The organism is Acinetobacter sp. KAM396, from assembly GCF_021602765.1.
Taxonomy (GTDB): domain Bacteria; phylum Pseudomonadota; class Gammaproteobacteria; order Pseudomonadales; family Moraxellaceae; genus Acinetobacter; species Acinetobacter towneri_A.
This window is the reverse complement of record NZ_BPPH01000037.1, coordinates 1-18,295: the sequence shown is the minus strand read 5'-3', so window position 1 is coordinate 18,295 and position 18,295 is coordinate 1. Positions and strand designations below refer to the sequence as shown.

The window sequence follows — 18,295 nt, the reverse complement described above, 5'->3', positions numbered from 1 at the left end:
CCGTACAACTGACGTAACTGGTGCAATCCAGTTGAAAGAAGGCGTTGAAATGGTAATGCCAGGTGACAACGTTGAAATGTCAGTAGAATTAATCCACCCAATCGCAATGGATGCTGGTTTACGCTTCGCGATCCGTGAAGGTGGTCGTACTGTAGGTGCAGGTGTTGTTGCTAAAGTAACAGCATAATTATAGAATGTGTTGAACAGGTCGAGAGCTTTGGCTCTCGTTCTGTTTTGTAGGTCAGTAGTTCAATTGGTAGAGCGTCGGTCTCCAAAACCGAATGTTGGGGGTTCGAGTCCCTCCTGGCCTGCCACTTTTTTTAAAAAAGCTTGATGTCGGCTAATCTAGTCATATAATAAGTCGCGAATTCTACGACGAGTACAAAAATGTCGAATGATAAATCGCGTGACGCATTAAGCGACGCGCCAATCCCTCAAAGAAATAATTCTGCTGAAGTTGTTCAATCGAGTTCTCCATTAGACTATGTGTTATGGGGTATCGCTTTGATTTTATTCATCGCTTCGATGATGGTGAATCAGCATCTTCCTGCATATTGGGCACCAGCCAATGATATTTGGGTGCGTGTTGGGGTAATTTTGGCTTGTATCGTTGTGGCTTTAGGTTTATTATACGCCACCCATCAAGGCAAAGGCTTTGTTCGTTTGCTTAAAGATTCACGTATTGAATTGCGTCGAGTCACTTGGCCTACTAAACAGGAAACTGTAACAACGTCATGGCATGTATTGATTGTTGTTGTAGTCACTTCAATTGTATTGTGGTGTTTTGACTATGTGTTAGGCTGGGCAATCAAGTTAATTATCGGGTAAAAGAGCTATGAAACGTTGGTACATTATTCATGCCTACTCAGGTTATGAAAAACAAGTGATGCGTTCGCTTAATGATCGAATCCAGCGTAGCGCTGTTGCCGATAGCTTTGGTGAAGTCCTTGTTCCTACCGAAGAAGTGGTAGAGATGAAGGATGGTAAGAAACGTAAGTCAGAGCGTAAGTTCTTTCCAGGCTATGTATTGGTTGAAATGGAAATGAACGATGAAACTTGGCACATTGTTAAAGAATGTCCAAAAGTTTTAGGTTTTATTGGTGGTACAGCAGAAAAGCCTGCCCCAATTACGCAAAAAGAAGCTGATGCGATTCTTGCACGTGTACGCAATACTGGTGAAGCACCTCGTCCGAAGACGATGTTTGAGCCAGGCGAAGAATTACTTGTGATTGATGGTCCATTCACCGACTTTAAAGGCGTGGTGGAAGAAGTTCAATACGAGAAGTCGCGTTTAACGTTGACAATTAATGTATTTAATCGACCTACTCAGGTTGAGCTGGAATTTCGTCAAGTCGAAAAATCAGTTTAAGTTTGAGTGGTTGGAAAACGCCCGATTTATGATGAATCGGGCATTGTTGTTGTAACGGTATCGTTACTTAAAATATTGGGGAGCCTAGCGGCGTTTGTACCCAGAGGTAATTTGAAATGGCTAAGAAGATTGACGGCTATATCAAGCTGCAAGTTCCAGCTGGTAAAGCGAATCCATCTCCACCGATTGGTCCTGCATTAGGTCAACGTGGTGTTAACATCATGGCATTCTGTAAAGAATTCAATGCTGCAACACAAAAAGTTGAACCAGGTTTGCCAATTCCTGTAGTGATCACTGTGTACAACGACAAGTCGTTCACATTCATCATGAAAACTCCTCCTGCTGCAATTCTTCTTAAGAAAGCTGCAGGCATTCAAAAGGGTTCAGCTGTGCCTAACAAAAACAAAGTTGGTAAGTTGACTCGTGCTCAATTAGAAGAGATTGCGACTACTAAAGAACCAGATTTAACTGGTGCTGATTTAGAAGCACGTGTGCGTACCATTGCTGGTTCTGCACGTTCTATGGGCTTGGATGTGGAGCTATAAGACATGGCAAAGTTAACTAAACGTCAAAAAGCCATTGCTGCTGCTGTAGAAGCAAACAAAGTTTACACTTTGGAAGAAGCAGTTGAAGTTCTAAACAACCTTCCTGCTGCTAAATTCAAAGAATCTTTGGATGTTGCGGTAAACCTGGGTGTTGACCCACGTAAATCTGATCAGGTTGTTCGTGGTGCGACTACACTTCCTGCAGGTACCGGTAAAACTGTACGTGTAGCTGTTTTCGCTCAAGGTGCTGCTGCAGAAGCTGCTAAAGCTGAAGGCGCAGACGTAGTTGGTTTCGATGACTTAGCTGAAAGCATTCAAGCGGGTAACCTTGACTTTGACGTTGTGATTGCAGCTCCAGATGCAATGCGCGTTGTAGGTAAGTTGGGTACGATTCTTGGTCCACGTGGCTTAATGCCAAACCCTAAAGTGGGTACTGTAACTCCTGACGTTGCGACTGCAGTTAAAAATGCAAAAGCAGGTCAAGCACGTTACCGTGTAGACAAAGCAGGTATTATCCACGCTGCGATTGGTCAAGTTGGCTTTACTGCTGAAGCGGTTCGTTCAAACGTTGAAACCTTAGTTGCTGACTTGAAAAAGTTAAAACCTGCAACTTCTAAAGGTGTATACATCAAAAAGATCACTTTGAGCTCTACTATGGGTCCTGGTCTTGTTATTGATGTACAAAACGTTTCTAACTAAGTCTGACTTAGAAAGAATTTTAAAGTCCTGAAAATCACCCTCTCTTATTAGGAGAGGGTTGGGGAGAGATGAAATACCCTCATCCCAACCTTCTCCGTTAGGGAGAAGGGGCTTTCAGGCGGACTTTGAATTGGTAAATGAGAATTTATCAGCGTCAAAGACCTCAGGCGAGAGTGGTTTTATGCTGCTTTCTTAATATCCCAGCCTGGGTAGACGCGGTGGTGTGATTTATTCATCCTCCGCGTGTAAATTCAGTTTTGAATTTACGAATTGGGAGTGTACTTCGTGTAAGTACATAAATCACCGTTAGGAGGTTTTACAATGGCTCTTCTTATCGAAGACAAAAAACAGATCGTAGCAGAAGTAAACGAAGTTGCTTCTAAAGCGTTCTCAGCTGTTGTTGCTGACTATCAGGGTTTAAGCGTTGAGCAATTAACGGCTCTACGTGTTGAAGCGCGTAAATTAGGTGTTACTACACGTGTTGTACGTAATACTTTGGCAAAACGTGCTCTTCAAGATACGCAATTCACGATCTTGAACGACAACCTTGTTGGCCCAACAATTTTAGCTTTCTCAACTTCTGAAGACGACATGGGTGCAGCTGCACGCTTGTTCGAAGAATTCGCTAAAACAAACAAAGCATTTGAGCTTAAAGCTGCTGCATTTGACGGCAAACTTTATCAAGGTGCTGAAGTTAGCGTAATTGCGAATCTTCCGAACCAAGAAAAAGCGCTTACTATGCTTGCAAACGTTCTTCAAGCTCCTATTTCGAAATTGGGTCGCCTTATTACTGCGCTCAAAGAGAAAAACGAGTCAGAAGCTGCATAAGCTTAAATTTATTTCCACACCATTCAATTTCCATTTGGAGTTATTCTCATGGCTTTAACTAACGAAGAAATCTTAAACGCAGTTGCTGAAAAAACTGTTCTTGAACTTGTTGAACTTATCTCTGCTTTTGAAGAGAAATTCAATGTATCAGCTGCTGCTGTTGCTGTTGCTGCTGCTCCAGGCGCTGGCGCTGCTGCTGCAGAAGAGCAATCTGAATTCAACGTTGAGTTGACTTCTTTCGGTGCGAACAAAGTTGCTGTAATTAAAGCAGTTCGTGAAGCTACTGGCCTTGGTCTTAAAGAAGCTAAAGACATCGTTGAAGGCGCTCCTTCAGTGATCAAAGAAGCTGTTTCTAAAGAAGAAGGTGAAGAGCTTAAGAAGAAACTTGAAGAAGCTGGTGCTACAGTTACTCTTAAGTAATTTCTTAAGGGAGTCGATTTTTTATAATCGGCTCCAAAAATTGGCTGATGGCTCTTGGGTCATCAGCCTTTTTGCGTTACAATTATCGGCTCGATTTTTGTTTGAATGATGGAAAAACCATCAAAAACAATATAAATCAAAAAAATCAAACGCTTACCAATATTTTTCCACATTTAAAAATATTGTTAAGCGTTTTAATACCACTAAAAATTGCAGCATTTGTAAAGAGTGGTGGCCATATCGGCCTGCGTAATTCCTTCTAAACTCGTTCTGCAGGCGGGTTTAGTTTACTTTCCGAGGACTCCAGATGGCATACTCATATACCGAAAAGAAACGGATCCGTAAGAATTTTGGTAAATTGCCCCAAGTGATGGATGCACCGTACTTGCTTTCGATTCAAGTCGACTCGTACCGTACATTTCTACAAGATGGCAAAACTCCAAAAAGCCGCGAAGATATCGGTCTCCAAGCCGCATTTCGTTCAGTTTTTCCTATAGAAAGTTATTCTGGCAATGCTGCTTTAGAATTTGTTGAGTATAGTCTTGGTAAGCCTGAGTTTGATGTACGTGAGTGTATTCTTCGCGGCTCAACTTATGCGGCACCAATGCGCGTAAAAATTCGTTTGATCATTAAAGATCGTGAAACGAAATCAATCAAAGATGTGCGTGAGCAAGAAGTCTACATGGGCGAAATGCCATTGATGACGGATAACGGTACCTTTGTGATTAACGGTACTGAGCGTGTAATTGTTTCTCAATTGCACCGTTCACCAGGCGTGTTCTTTGACCACGATAAAGGTAAAACCCACTCGAGCGGTAAAGTGTTGTATTCAGCACGCATTATTCCTTACCGTGGTTCATGGTTAGACTTTGAATTCGATGCCAAAGATCTTGTTTATGTGCGTATTGACCGTCGTCGTAAATTGCTTGCGACTGTAGTATTGCGTGCATTGGGCTATAGCAATGAACAAATCCTAGACTTGTTCTTTGAGAAAGTACCTGTCTATTTAGACATGGGTAGCTACCAAATTGACCTTGTACCAGAACGCTTGCGTGGCGAAATGGCGCAATTTGACATTACTGATGCTGACGGCAAAGTGATTGTTGAGCAAGGTAAACGTATTAATGCGCGTCACGTACGTCAAATGGAAGCAGCAGGCTTAACGAAGCTTTCTGTACCAGATGAGTACTTATATGAACGTATCACTGCTGAAGACATTACTTTACGTGATGGCGATGTGATTGCTGCAAACACCTTGTTAAGCCATGAAATCATGGTGAAACTTGCAGAAGGTGGTGTAAAGCAGTTCAACATTCTGTTCACAAACGACATTGATCGTGGTTCATTCGTTGCTGACACCTTGCGTGCAGATACGACTGTTGGTCGTGAAGATGCCTTGGTCGAAATCTATAAAGTAATGCGTCCAGGTGAGCCACCAACGAAAGAAGCAGCTGAAAATCTGTTTAACAACCTGTTCTTCTCTTCTGAGCGTTATGATTTATCGCCAGTTGGTCGTATGAAGTTTAACCGTCGTTTGGGTCGTCCTTACGAAGTGGGTACAGACCAGAAGTCACGTGAAGTCGAAGGTATTTTGTCCAACGAAGACATTACCGATGTACTTAAAACATTGATCGAAATTCGTAACGGTAAAGGTGAAGTCGACGATATCGACCACTTGGGTAACCGTCGCGTACGTTCAGTGGGCGAGATGACTGAAAACCAATTCCGTGTTGGTTTGGTACGTGTTGAACGTGCTGTAAAAGAGCGTTTGTCTCAGGCTGAAACTGATAACCTGTCTCCGCAAGATTTAATCAATGCGAAACCAGTGGCTGCTGCAATCAAAGAATTTTTTGGTTCAAGTCAGTTGTCTCAGTTCATGGACCAAAACAACCCGTTGTCTGAAATTACCCACAAGCGTCGTGTCTCTGCGCTTGGTCCAGGTGGTTTGACTCGTGAGCGTGCGGGCTTTGAAGTACGTGACGTACATCAAACTCATTATGGTCGTGTGTGTCCAATTGAGACGCCTGAGGGTCCAAACATTGGTTTGATCAACTCGCTGTCTGTTTATGCTAAATGTAACAATTTTGGCTTCTTGGAAACGCCATACCGTAAAGTGGTTGATGGTCGTGTAACTGATGACGTTGAGTATTTATCTGCAATTGAAGAAGTAGGTACTGTGATTGCACAGGCCGACTCTGCAGTAGATAAAGACGGCAACCTCTCTGAAGAGTTCGTTTCTGTACGTCACCAAGGTGAATTCGTTCGTATGCCTCCTGAAAAAGTGACGCATATGGACGTATCTGCACAACAGGTTGTATCTGTAGCAGCATCACTGATTCCGTTCCTTGAACACGATGACGCCAACCGTGCATTGATGGGTTCGAACATGCAACGTCAGGCTGTTCCGACGCTTATCGCTGATAAACCACTTGTGGGTACAGGAATGGAAGCGAACGTGGCACATGACTCAGGTGTATGTGTGATCGCAAATCGTGGTGGTCGTATTGAATATGTCGATGCTTCGCGTGTGGTCATTCGTGTGAACGAAGAAGAAATGATTGCGGGTGAAGCAGGTGTAGATATCTACAACCTGATCAAATACACACGTTCAAACCAAAACACTTGTATTAACCAAAAAGTTTTGGTGAAGATGGGTGATAAGGTGGGTCGTGGTGACGTATTGGCTGATGGTCCATCTACAGATGGCGGTGAGCTTGCACTCGGCCAGAACATGCGCGTCGCGTTCATGACTTGGAATGGTTATAACTACGAAGACTCGATCTTACTTTCTGAGCGTGTACTTCAAGAAGACCGTTTAACTTCGATTCACATTCAAGAGTTGTCATGTGTTGCACGTGATACCAAATTGGGTGCGGAAGAAATCACGGCGGATATTCCAAACGTGGGCGAAGCTGCGCTGTCTAAACTCGACGAGTCTGGTATCGTTTATATCGGTGCTGAAGTGACTGCAGGTGACATCCTGGTAGGTAAAGTTACGCCGAAGGGTGAAACGCAGTTAACCCCTGAAGAAAAATTGCTTCGCGCAATTTTCGGTGAAAAAGCAGCAGATGTGAAAGATTCATCATTGCGTGTTCCATCAGGCACTAAAGGTACTGTGATTGACGTTCAAGTCTTTACCCGTGATGGTTTAGAAAAAGACGAACGTGCGCAAGCGATTGAAAAAGCACAGCTCGATGCATATCGCAAAGACTTGAAAGAAGAATACAAAATCTTTGAAGAAGCAGCGCGTGAACGTATTATCCGCTTATTGAAAGGTCAAGAATCTAACGGTGGCGGTACAACTAAGCGTGGCGACAAACTTTCTGAAGATGTGTTGTCTGGTTTAGAGTTAGTTGATTTACTTGAAATCCAACCAAGTGATGAAGCAATTGCTGAGCGTTTAACTCAAATTCAAACTTTCTTGAAAGAGAAGAGCTCTGAAATTGATGAGAAATTCGCAGAGAAGAAACGTAAGCTTTCTACAGGCGATGAACTCACTACGGGCGTCTTGAAAGTTGTTAAAGTTTATCTTGCTGTTAAACGTCGCATCCAACCGGGTGACAAGATGGCGGGTCGTCATGGTAACAAAGGTGTAGTATCAAACATCTTACCTGTAGAAGACATGCCGCACGATGCTAATGGTGTACCAGTGGATATCGTATTGAACCCACTAGGCGTACCATCGCGTATGAACGTGGGTCAGATTCTTGAAACACACTTGGGTATGGCAGCCAAAGGTTTGGGTGAGCAAATTGATAAAATGCTCAAACAACAACGTGAAATTGCTGAACTACGTGAGTTCCTAGACAAGATTTATAACAAAGTTGGTGGCGAGCAAGAAGATCTTGACAGCTTAACTGATGATGAAATCTTGGTATTGGCTGGTAACTTACGTGCAGGTGTTCCATTGGCAACTCCTGTATTTGATGGTGCAGAAGAAGGTCAAATTAAAGAATTACTTGAACTGGCTGAATTACCACGTTCTGGTCAAACCGTGTTGTACGATGGTCGTACAGGCGAGAAATTCGACCGCCCAGTGACTGTGGGTTATATGTACATGCTCAAACTCAACCACTTGGTGGATGACAAGATGCACGCACGTTCTACAGGTTCTTACTCACTTGTAACGCAACAGCCGTTGGGTGGTAAGGCACAATTCGGTGGTCAGCGTTTCGGTGAGATGGAAGTCTGGGCACTTGAAGCATACGGTGCTGCATATACGCTTCAAGAAATGCTCACTGTGAAGTCGGATGACGTTGAAGGTCGTACCCGTATCTATAAGAACATTGTAGATGGTAACCATTATATGGACCCAGGTATGCCTGAATCGTTTAACGTATTGACCAAAGAGATCCGTTCTTTAGGTATCAACATTGAACTGAAAAATGGTGACTAAGCATCTCCATTAAATCTCCCTAAATCCCTCTTTATAAAAGAGGGACTTTTCCCCCTTTGAAAAAGGGGGATTAAGGGGGATTAAAACTCAGTTAAAAAACAATATTTGTGACCCAGTTGGGATGTGAAAACAGCCTCCCAGCACACGGAGAAAAAAATTGAAAGACTTGCTCGATATCATGCGCAAAAAGACGGATTCTGACGGTCATGCTCCAGTAGAGTTTGACCGCATCCGTATTGGTCTTGCGTCACCAGAAATGATTAAGTCATGGTCTCACGGTGAAGTTAAAAAGCCAGAAACCATTAACTATCGTACGTTTAAGCCTGAACGTGATGGTTTATTCTGTGCCAAAATTTTTGGTCCAGTAAAAGATTACGAATGCTTGTGTGGTAAATACAAGCGTATGAAATACAAAGGCGTCATTTGTGAAAAATGTGGCGTTGAAGTAACGACTGCAAAAGTTCGTCGTGAGCGGATGGGTCACATCGAACTAGCTTCTCCAGTTGCACACATTTGGTTCTTGAAATCATTACCAAGCCGTATTGGTTTATTACTTGATATGACTTTACGTGATATCGAGCGCGTATTGTATTTCGAATCTTATGTGGTGACTGACCCAGGTATGACGCCATTTGAGAAATATCAACTTCTCAATGACGAAGAATACTTCAATGCGCTAGAAGAGCATGGTGATGAATTCACTGCGAAAATGGGTGCTGAAGCAGTTCAAGACTTGTTAAAAGATATCGATCTTGAAGCTGAAATTGCTCGTTTACGTGAAGAAATTCCGCAAACAACTTCAGAAACTAAGCTGAAAAAAGCGTCCAAGCGTTTGAAGTTGATGGAAGCGTTCAAAGAGTCGAACAACAAGCCAGAATGGATGGTGATGAATGTACTGCCTGTACTTCCACCAGACCTTCGACCGTTGGTTCCACTTGAAGGTGGTCGTTTTGCGACTTCTGACTTGAACGATCTTTACCGTCGTGTGATTAACCGTAACAACCGTTTGAAGCGTCTTCTTGACCTTGCAGCGCCAGACATTATCGTACGTAATGAAAAACGTATGTTACAAGAGTCTGTTGATGCCTTGTTAGATAACGGTCGTCGTGGTCGTGCAATCACAGGTTCAAACAAACGTCCGCTTAAATCTTTGGCAGATATGATCAAAGGTAAGCAAGGTCGTTTCCGTCAAAACTTACTTGGTAAGCGTGTTGACTATTCAGGTCGTTCGGTGATTACCGTTGGTCCAAACCTACGTCTGCACCAATGTGGTCTTCCGAAGAAAATGGCACTTGAGTTATTCAAGCCATTCATCTTTGCGAAACTACAAGCTTCAGGTCAAGCAACCACTATTAAAGCTGCGAAGAAAATGGTTGAGCGCGAAACTCCAGAAGTTTGGGACGTACTAGCCTCTGTCATTCGTCAACACCCAGTGATGTTGAACCGTGCGCCAACGCTTCACCGTTTAGGTCTGCAAGCATTTGAACCGATCCTGATTGAAGGTAAAGCCATCCGTCTACACCCACTCGTTTGTGCTGCGTTCAACGCCGACTTCGACGGTGACCAAATGGCGGTACACGTTCCATTAACGCTTGAAGCACAATTAGAAGCACGTGCGTTAATGATGTCGACCAACAATATCTTGTCTCCTGCGAACGGTGAGCCAATCATCGTACCTTCTCAGGACGTGGTCTTGGGCTTGTATTACATCACACGTGATGCGGTAAATGCCAAAGGTGAAGGCATGGTGTTTGCGGATACTCACGAAGTAAACCGTGCACTTGCAACAGGTCAGGTAGATTTGCACGCTCGCGTAAAAGCACGTGTATACCAAACTGTAATCAATGAAAATGGTGAGCGTGAGCAACAAACGATTGTTGTAGACACGACACCGGGTCGTTGCTTGCTTTGGGAAGTCGTGCCTGAAGGTTTAAGCTTTGAGCAAATTAACCTGGAGATGAACAAAAAGAACATCTCTAAGTTAATCAACTCTTGCTACCGTAAATTGGGTCTAAAAGATACAGTTATCTTTGCCGACCAATTGATGTACTTGGGCTTCCGTCAAGCGACACGTTCAGGTGTTTCTGTGGGTATGGAAGACATGGTTATTCCACCACAAAAACAAGCAATTATCGAAAAAGCAGAAACTGAAGTTCGTGAAATTGAACAACAGTTCGAGCAAGGTTTCGTAACTGCGGGTGAGCGTTATAACAAAGTAGTCGATATTTGGGCACGTACCAACGACCAAGTTGCTAAAGCGATGATGGACAACTTGTCATTTACCACTGTGAAAAACAAACAGGGTGAAGACGAGAAGCAAAAATCATTCAACTCGATCTACATGATGTCGGATTCTGGTGCGCGTGGTAGTGCGGCACAGATTCGTCAGTTGGCGGGTATGCGTGGTTTGATGGCGAAACCAGATGGTTCGATCATTGAAACGCCAATTAAAGCGAACTTCCGTGAAGGTTTGACAGTACTTCAGTACTTCATTTCAACTCACGGTGCGCGTAAAGGTTTGGCCGATACTGCATTGAAAACAGCGAACTCAGGTTACTTGACACGTCGTTTGGTTGACGTTGCACAAGACTTAGTGATTACAGAGCCAGATTGCGGTACGTATGGTGGTTTAGTGATGACACCATTCATTCAAGGTGGTGATGTCATTGAAAACCTTGGTAGCCGTGTATTAGGTCGTGTAACTGCTGAAGATGTGAAGAAAGCAGGTTCAGACGAAGTAATCCTGCCACGTAATACACTGATTGATGAAAAACTTGCGAACTTCTTGGAAGAGCAAGGCGTTGATGAAGTGAAAGTACGTTCAGTCGTGTCATGTGAATCGAGCTTCGGTGTGTGTGCGAAATGTTATGGTCGTGACCTTGCACGTGGTCACTTGGTGAACCCAGGTGAATCTGTAGGTGTTATGGCTGCGCAATCGATTGGTGAGCCAGGTACTCAGTTAACCATGCGTACATTCCACGTGGGTGGTGCAGCAAGCCGAACTTCAGCAGCGAACAGCGTACAAGTGCGTAATAAAGGTACCGTACGTTTCCATAACGTAAAAACTGTACAACACGCTAAAGGTCACTTGGTTTCTGTTTCACGTTCAGGTGAAATTGGTATTGCCGATGAGCTGGGTCGTGAGCGTGAACGTTATAAACTACCATACGGTGCATCAATCTTGCTGAAAGATGGTGAAGCGGTAGAAGCTGGCGGTATTGTCGCGACTTGGGATCCACACACGCATCCACTTGTGACCGAAGTTGCAGGTAAAATCCGTTTCAGCCAGATTGCTGATGGCGTAACTGCAACCTCGAAAACAGATGATGCAACAGGTATGACTACAGTTGAAATCTTGCCAGTGACTTCGCGTCCTGCGTCAGGTAAAGACTTACGTCCTGCAGTCGTATTAGACACTGTGGATGGTGGTGAACAATTCTACTTCTTGCCGCAAAACACGATTCTCTCTGTCCGTGATGGCGAAAGTATTGGTGTGGGTGACGTTATTGGTCGTGTACCACAAGAATCTTCACGTACTCGTGATATTACTGGTGGTTTACCACGTGTTGCTGACTTGTTTGAAGCACGTAAACCTAAAGAGCATGCGATTCTTGCAGAAGTTTCAGGTATCGTGAGCTTTGGTAAAGAAACCAAAGGGAAGAACCGTTTAGTGATTACACCGGATGATGGCTCTGAGATTTATGAAGAACTGATTCCAAAATGGCGTACCATGAACGTGTTCGAAGGCGAACATGTGAACCGTGGTGAGACTGTTTCTGACGGTCCACAGAATCCACATGACATCTTACGCTTGAAAGGCGAAGTGGCGCTGACCAACTACATCGTGAACGAAGTTCAGGACGTTTACCGTTTGCAAGGTGTAAAAATCAACGACAAGCACATTGAAGTGATCGTACGTCAAATGTTGCGTAAAGTTGAGATCACTGATGGTGGTGATACGAGCTTCATCAAAGGCGAGCAAGTGGATTACATCCGAGTGGTACAAGAAAACCAAGCTGTACTTGCACAAAACAAGTTCCCAGCGAAGTTTGAACGTCAATTGATGGGTATTACCAAAGCATCGCTTTCAACAGACTCGTTCATTTCTGCTGCATCGTTCCAAGAAACAACTCGAGTGTTAACTGAAGCGGCTGTAACAGGTAAAGAAGATGATTTACGTGGCTTGAAAGAGAACGTGGTTGTAGGTCGTTTGATTCCTGCGGGTACGGGTCTTGCTTACCACTTAGAGCGTCGTCGTCAAGAGGCTGAAGCTGCTGAATTGGCATTGGTAAATGATTTTTCTGATGTTGATCAAGCATTAAGCCAAGCATTTAGCGATGAATTCAACGATTTGTAATTCAAACTCAAACTGAATACATGAATCTAAAAGACGCCTCTCGGGGCGTCTTTTTTATGTGTCACTTTAAATTCAGATTTTGCTTTGATAAAACTAGAATATTTCTTACAGCGGAATCAGAACAATTTAAAAATATAATGAAAAACTAGGGGATAACACATGAAATTTACAGGTATTGCATTGGGTCTGTCGGCAATGTTGATCATCTTGCCAATTCTTGCGGCACCAATACCGAATAGTATTGTGGTCAAAGATAAAGCTGTTGTGCCTGTATTGAAAACTGAAGTGACTCGTAAAGTTGCAGGTGAGCCACCTGCGCGTCATGTGGAATCGACAATTTTTGAAGTCAGTAATCAGGGGAAAGATATTGTAGCCAAAGAAGTGGTATTTGATGATGATCAAAGCCAGTTTTCAGAGAAACAGTTGAGCTTGCCAGTGATTCAAAAGGGCGGTGTGATTGTTCCTACTTCAAAAATTGAGCTGAATAAAACCCTAAAACAAGATGGACAGATTCTCTCAGAAGTTAAAAGTATTGATCCGGAAGGCATGGAATATAAGCCAGGACAAGCACCTATTCGCCGTACTTTGAAATTAGATCAGGTGAAAACACCTGAAACCAAAGAAACGATTTCTCATGCAGTTTTTACTGAAGATGGACAAACCACAAGAGATGTCGTGCTTTTGGAAGAAGATGGTGCTGAATCATCTATTCAGCCTTAAGTCTTTTACAGAAATACCTTCATCTTGCTGTGCTTGGTAACAGTTTTTTCAAAGTTGTTACCGCAATATGCACTAAGCTGAGTGCGAATAGACCGAGGGGGAGTGATCACCATGAAAAAAGTATTGAGTGTAATGGCAATTGCCACAGTATCGACCATGCTTATGGCGGGTTGTGAAAGCATGAGTTCTAATGACCAACGTATTGGTGCTGCAGCATTAGGCGGTGCCGTTGGTGGCGCAGCGGGTAACAGCGTAGGTGGTAGTGTTGGTGCAGCAGCCGGCGCAGGTGCAGGTGCGGCAGTTGGAAGTAAAACCCAAGATGGTTCTAACCGTAACGCAACCTATAGTGGAATTGGCGGTGCGATTGGTTCAATTTTAGGTAAAGAAGTGATAGGTGGTAATGCAGGCGCTGCAATCGGTGGTGCTGTTGGTGGTGGTGCTGGTGCAGCCATCGAGCAAAAGCGTTAATCTTAATACGAACAGCCACGCCATCCTACTGAAGTACTTATATTTCAGTACATCCAACGCAGAATCTTATGATTCTGCTTTTTTTATGCGCAAGCTGAAAAATTAATGCGTTTGGATAAATTGATTGACTGCTTGAGTATAAGCATTATTTTGTCCCAATGACTTGTTGATTTCAGCATGTGAAAGTCGGACAGGCAATAACTGGGTTTGAGTTCCGAATTTCTGTGCTTGTTGAATAAATTGTCGAGCTTGAGTACAGGGTTGATCTGCACGGATGGTTGAACACACCGCGAGAAATGCAGGTAAAGCTTGATGTAGCTGAGCTATCGGAGAAAGGGCTTTCCAGTTGGAAGGTTGATCACCAAAGGCTTGATCATAAAAACGTGCATGACGTGTTTGCATTATCTTTTCTATATCATAAGCCGCGCTATCTAGAGCAACTGTAGCACGCCAAGGCTGTGGATGGGGTGCCAGCCAATGGGGGCGAACGGTTAATAGACTGACCAGGTGTGCGCCCGCAGAATGTCCCATCAGCACCAAGCGTTTTGAGTCAGCATGCCAATGCGGTGCCTGATTTTGAATATAAATAAGCGCTTGGGCGATATCCTGAGTTTGCTGCTGTACGGTTACATCCGGAACTAATCTATAGTTGATAGACACAAAAATCCAGTTTTGCTTGGTCCAGTAACTCAGCTTATTTTTGACCACAGCAGCATGATTTTTATCACCTATTTTCCAAGCACCGCCATGGACCATCATCATGAGCGGGGCTGGTGTTTGATCTGTGAGTACTTTGGCAGGGAAATAGACATCCATCACTTGTTGAGGATGAGATCCAAAAGCCACATTTTTCAAAGTCTGCACTTTGGTAAATGTATTCGGCTCCAGAGCATGGAGGGATGTCGATGAATAGAAACAAAGTAGGGAAAAGATTGGCACAAGATTTTTTTTCATTTTAATAATCCTTTAATTTTAAATACTATCAATGTTTATAATTTTTATGATCCACTGATGTATCAACAGTAATACGTTAATTGATTCATACCTGCTCAAAAAGAGTAGAGAAGTTTGTCGGTGACATTGATCTTTTTGTCTTTTGATTAAAATAATATTAACAACAACGCAGAATCATTAGATTCTGCGTTTTTATGTGAGCTAAAAATTACGTTGCTACGGCTTTGGGCTTTTTACGTCGGATATATAACGTTTTATGCACTTCTGCAATTCGTACACCTGATTCGTCGACAATATTGAGCGTATATTGACGTGTCAGAGGCGCATAGTCTTCTGCGATCTGTTTGATTTCCTCGACTTCAGCGGCACTCAGGCGAATATCTGCATACACCGTACTGCGTCCTGGGGCGAGGAAATGAATTGTTGCCGCTTTATCCCAAACAATATATGTTGAACCCAAGTGATGCATCAGAATTAACATATAAAATGGATCGACCATGGAATAGAGGCTGCCGCCAAAATGTACGCCGACAATATTTTGATTTTTGCGGGTAAGTGGCATTTTGACACGGACATGGTAGTTGGCTAAATCGATTTGATCAATTTCAATACCTGCACCCCGATAGGGTGGGTACCGATTTAAAAAGTATTTAGAAACGATAGGAAGTTGCTGCAATTTTTTGATGAGATTCATGGGAAATTTTATAAAGCCTTAAGTAGATTTTTCTTATATTAGTATGAAATTTGAGCAAGCCAATGGCATATTTTATTATTCTCAATAGCAATCATGTCAACAAAAAATAACAGGATGTTTATGCAAGCACAAACGCAATGGGTTGAAACCTCAGATTGTCAACAGCTTTATGTCAAAACTTGGGGTGAAAAAACGGCACCTGCATTGATTTTGCTGCATGGCTATCCAGATAACCAAGAAGTCTGGGAACGAGTGATTGCCGTGTTGGTACAAGATTTTTATGTGGTGAGTTACGATGTACGTGGTGCGGGACAATCTTCCATTCCCAAATCCATTCGTGCCTATAGCTTGGCTCAATTGGCTGCAGATTTAATGGCTGTTGCTCATGCCGTTTTGGGGCAGCGTGCATTTCACTTGGCAGCTCATGACTGGGGTTCAATTCAGTCTTGGGAAGCTGTAACTGATCCAGATTTAAAAGGACGAATTTTATCTTACAGTAGTATTTCAGGCCCATGTTTGGATCATGCAGCGTTTTCGATGCGTAAGCAGTTTTCTGAAAATAAAATTAAATTTTTCAAACAAATGCGTAAATCTTGGTATATTGCTGCTTTCCAACTTCCTGCACTTGCGCCTACAGTTTGGCAGTTCTTTCATCCTGAACAATGGCGTCAGGTAGTGATGCGTTTAGAACGTGATCAAGATATTCCGGTCAATCCTAATATCCGTAAAGATGGGCGATATGGCGTCAATTTATATCGCGCTAATTTCCTGCCACGTTTATTGAAGCCGCGGCAGCGTTACGCAATTTGCCCTGTGCAAGCCATTGTCTTGAAATATGATCAATTTGTGGGTGCTGAATTGATTGATGAAATGCCACGCTGGGTAGATGATTTTCAACGTGTGGAGTTGGCTGCCAATCATTGGGCAATTCTTAGTCAGCCACAAGCTGTTGCTACAGCTATCCGTGACTTTGCTTATAAGCATGAAAATCAGTGATTTTTGCTTGATCACACTTAGATTCATTTGTCGGAGTTGAAGGTTTGGTCAACTCCATCATCCATAATCTCTGATAAAATAGCTTCTTTTTTGAATTTCATCTCTTATGTTCGCAATTCTTGCTGCCATTTCAATCATGTTCGGATTGTCGTTGGCTCGTGTGCCTGTAGTTTTTGCCTTGGTGATTGGTGCAGTTTCAGGTGGTTTACTGGCTGGTTTAGGCTTACAAGGCACTTTAGATGCGTTTAATAATGGCTTAGGTGGTGGCGCTAAAATTGCCTTGGCTTACGGTATTTTAGGTGCATTTGCTTTGGCTTTGGCACGCTCAGGTTTACCAGACTTATTGGCGTATAAACTGATTCGCACCTTAACAGGTAGCAGTAATACTAAGGTACAAAACCGTGTTAAATATCTGATTTATTTTACCGTGGCTTTGGCAGCGGTCTTCTCACAAAATTTGATTCCAGTACATATTGCATTTATTCCTGTATTGATTCCACCTTTATTAAGTGTTTTCAATCATTTAAACCTAGACCGTCGTGCAGTGGCTTGTTTGCTGACTTTTGGTTTGGTTGCCACCTATATGTTTGTTCCTGTGGGTTTTGGTGCAATCTTTCTGAATGATATTTTGGCACACAATATCAACACCTTTGGTGCTCCGTATGGTTTTGCCATTCAAAATGAAGATATTCCTGCTGCCATGTTTATTCCTGTGTTTGGGATGTTCATTGGTCTATTGATCGCGTTGTTTGTGAGCTATCGCAAGCCACGACACTATCAAGATGTGCAGGTAGCACGTACTCAAAGCATTTCGAGTGAACTCAATGCAGATACAGCAGGGTCAAGCTTACAAGCACCACAAATTGCTAAATTTACGCTGTGGATGGCAGTGTTTGCGATTATTGCAACCTTAGCAGTGCAATTGTATTCAGATTCGATGATTCTGGCAGGTTTGGTGGGTGTTGCCATTTTAAGCTGTGCAGGAATTTTCAAATGGAAAGAAGCGGATGATGTGATTATTACCGGTATGCGGATGATGGCACTCATCGGCTTTATTATGATTGCTGCACAAGGTTTCGCGGCAGTGATTGAAGCCACCAATCAAGTACCTGCATTGGTGGAAGCTTCCGTACAGTGGATAGGTGATAGCAAAGGCTTAGCAGCATTTTTAATGTTGCTGATTGGTTTGTTAATCACCTTGGGGATTGGCTCGTCTTTCTCTACCGTGCCTATTTTAGCAATTATTTATGTGCCTTTATGTTTGCAGTTCGGTTTTAGTCCCGCAGCGACCATTGCAATTATTGGCACAGCAGCAGCCTTAGGAGATGCGGGTTCTCCAGCATCGGATTCAACCTTAGGGCCAACTTCGGGCTTAAATATGGATGGGCAGCACGACCACATGAAGGACAGTGTGGTACCAACTTTTATTCACTTTAATATCCCATTGATCATTTTTGGTTGGATTGCAGCGATGGTGCTGTAAATCATCACCAAAATGTGTAAGCGCACGTGTTCAGAATAGGCTGGGCACGTTGCAGCACAGTGTTAAAACAACAAAAAAATATACTTCAAGTTCATCCTCACATCTGCCGATTGCATCTCAATACACGATTTTAAATCTCTAAACAAAATAGTCTGTTTTCATTGTCATCAGCTTCATATATTAGAATGAAGGTGATTTTAATTCTCTTTATTTAATTTTAATAATTTTTATTGATTTTATAAGATTTAAAAATAGAAATTAGATCTCTTGCGAAAGTAAAAACCACCTCAATCTAAGTTTCATGAGATATCAGAACTTAAACCGTTTTTCAGATTCTGAATTTAAACGCTTGGTTGGCGTACCTCG

At 42.9% G+C, this 18,295-nt stretch carries 14 protein-coding genes, 1 tRNA gene and 1 pseudogene; 14 read left to right on the top strand and 2 right to left on the bottom strand.

Annotated elements, in window-relative coordinates; all coding sequences use genetic code 11:
• The 12 genes and pseudogenes from L6C30_RS12885 to L6C30_RS12830 form a co-directional block, all read left to right on the top strand.
• Positions 1-187: pseudogene (locus L6C30_RS12885) on the top strand (elongation factor Tu); the annotation flags it as partial.
• 51 nt (positions 188-238) lie between these two features.
• Positions 239-314 (top strand) — tRNA-Trp (locus tag L6C30_RS12880).
• Between the two features lie 73 nt (positions 315-387).
• On the top strand, positions 388-828 hold the full coding sequence (secE, locus tag L6C30_RS12875) for a preprotein translocase subunit SecE (protein ID WP_236163212.1): 441 nt from the start codon (positions 388-390) through the stop codon (positions 826-828).
• Between the two features lie 7 nt (positions 829-835).
• Positions 836-1,369, top strand: coding sequence for a transcription termination/antitermination protein NusG (gene nusG, locus L6C30_RS12870; protein WP_004975770.1), 534 nt, complete (start codon positions 836-838; stop codon positions 1,367-1,369).
• 116 nt (positions 1,370-1,485) lie between these two features.
• The gene (gene rplK, locus L6C30_RS12865; protein WP_004975771.1) at positions 1,486-1,914 is read left to right on the top strand and encodes a 50S ribosomal protein L11; all 429 of its coding nucleotides are present in this window, start codon (positions 1,486-1,488) and stop codon (positions 1,912-1,914) included.
• Positions 1,915-1,917: 3 nt separating this feature from the next.
• Positions 1,918-2,613 (top strand): 50S ribosomal protein L1, encoded by a 696-nt coding sequence (gene rplA / locus L6C30_RS12860; RefSeq protein WP_004975774.1) that lies wholly within the window; start codon positions 1,918-1,920, stop codon positions 2,611-2,613.
• A 321-nt stretch (positions 2,614-2,934) separates the two neighbouring features.
• Positions 2,935-3,441 carry a 50S ribosomal protein L10 gene (gene rplJ, locus L6C30_RS12855; RefSeq protein ID WP_019836123.1) on the top strand — a complete coding sequence of 169 codons (507 nt, stop codon included), beginning with the start codon at positions 2,935-2,937 and terminating at the stop codon, positions 3,439-3,441.
• Between the two features lie 48 nt (positions 3,442-3,489).
• Entirely contained in the window at positions 3,490-3,861 is a 372-nt protein-coding gene (rplL, locus tag L6C30_RS12850) for a 50S ribosomal protein L7/L12 (protein ID WP_004975779.1), read from the top strand.
• Between the two features lie 307 nt (positions 3,862-4,168).
• Complete coding sequence (gene rpoB / locus L6C30_RS12845) at positions 4,169-8,257, top strand: DNA-directed RNA polymerase subunit beta (protein WP_019836121.1); 4,089 nt, start codon at positions 4,169-4,171, stop codon at positions 8,255-8,257.
• A gap of 157 nt (positions 8,258-8,414) precedes the next feature.
• Positions 8,415-12,614, top strand: coding sequence for a DNA-directed RNA polymerase subunit beta' (gene rpoC / locus L6C30_RS12840; RefSeq protein WP_236163211.1), 4,200 nt, complete (start codon positions 8,415-8,417; stop codon positions 12,612-12,614).
• 159 nt (positions 12,615-12,773) lie between these two features.
• Entirely contained in the window at positions 12,774-13,334 is a 561-nt protein-coding gene (locus tag L6C30_RS12835; RefSeq protein WP_019836119.1) for a hypothetical protein, read from the top strand.
• 111 nt (positions 13,335-13,445) lie between these two features.
• Positions 13,446-13,802 (top strand): hypothetical protein, encoded by a 357-nt coding sequence (locus tag L6C30_RS12830; RefSeq protein ID WP_019836118.1) that lies wholly within the window; start codon positions 13,446-13,448, stop codon positions 13,800-13,802.
• Between the two features lie 102 nt (positions 13,803-13,904).
• Here L6C30_RS12830 and L6C30_RS12825 read toward each other — a convergent pair whose 3' ends face one another.
• Positions 13,905-14,756, bottom strand: coding sequence for an alpha/beta hydrolase (locus L6C30_RS12825; RefSeq protein ID WP_026437986.1), 852 nt, complete (start codon positions 14,754-14,756; stop codon positions 13,905-13,907).
• 208 nt (positions 14,757-14,964) lie between these two features.
• Positions 14,965-15,450 (bottom strand): DUF4442 domain-containing protein, encoded by a 486-nt coding sequence (locus L6C30_RS12820; protein WP_019836116.1) that lies wholly within the window; start codon positions 15,448-15,450, stop codon positions 14,965-14,967.
• Positions 15,451-15,570: 120 nt separating this feature from the next.
• Here L6C30_RS12820 and L6C30_RS12815 point away from each other — a divergent pair, with 120 nt between their 5' ends.
• Positions 15,571-16,446: an alpha/beta fold hydrolase gene (locus L6C30_RS12815; protein ID WP_236163210.1), complete on the top strand. Its 876-nt coding sequence runs from the start codon at positions 15,571-15,573 to the stop codon at positions 16,444-16,446.
• Between the two features lie 106 nt (positions 16,447-16,552).
• Positions 16,553-17,929, top strand: a complete 1,377-nt coding sequence (locus tag L6C30_RS12810) for a Na+/H+ antiporter family protein (RefSeq protein WP_019836114.1) — start codon at positions 16,553-16,555, stop codon at positions 17,927-17,929.
• Positions 17,930-18,295: the final 366 nt, after the last annotated feature.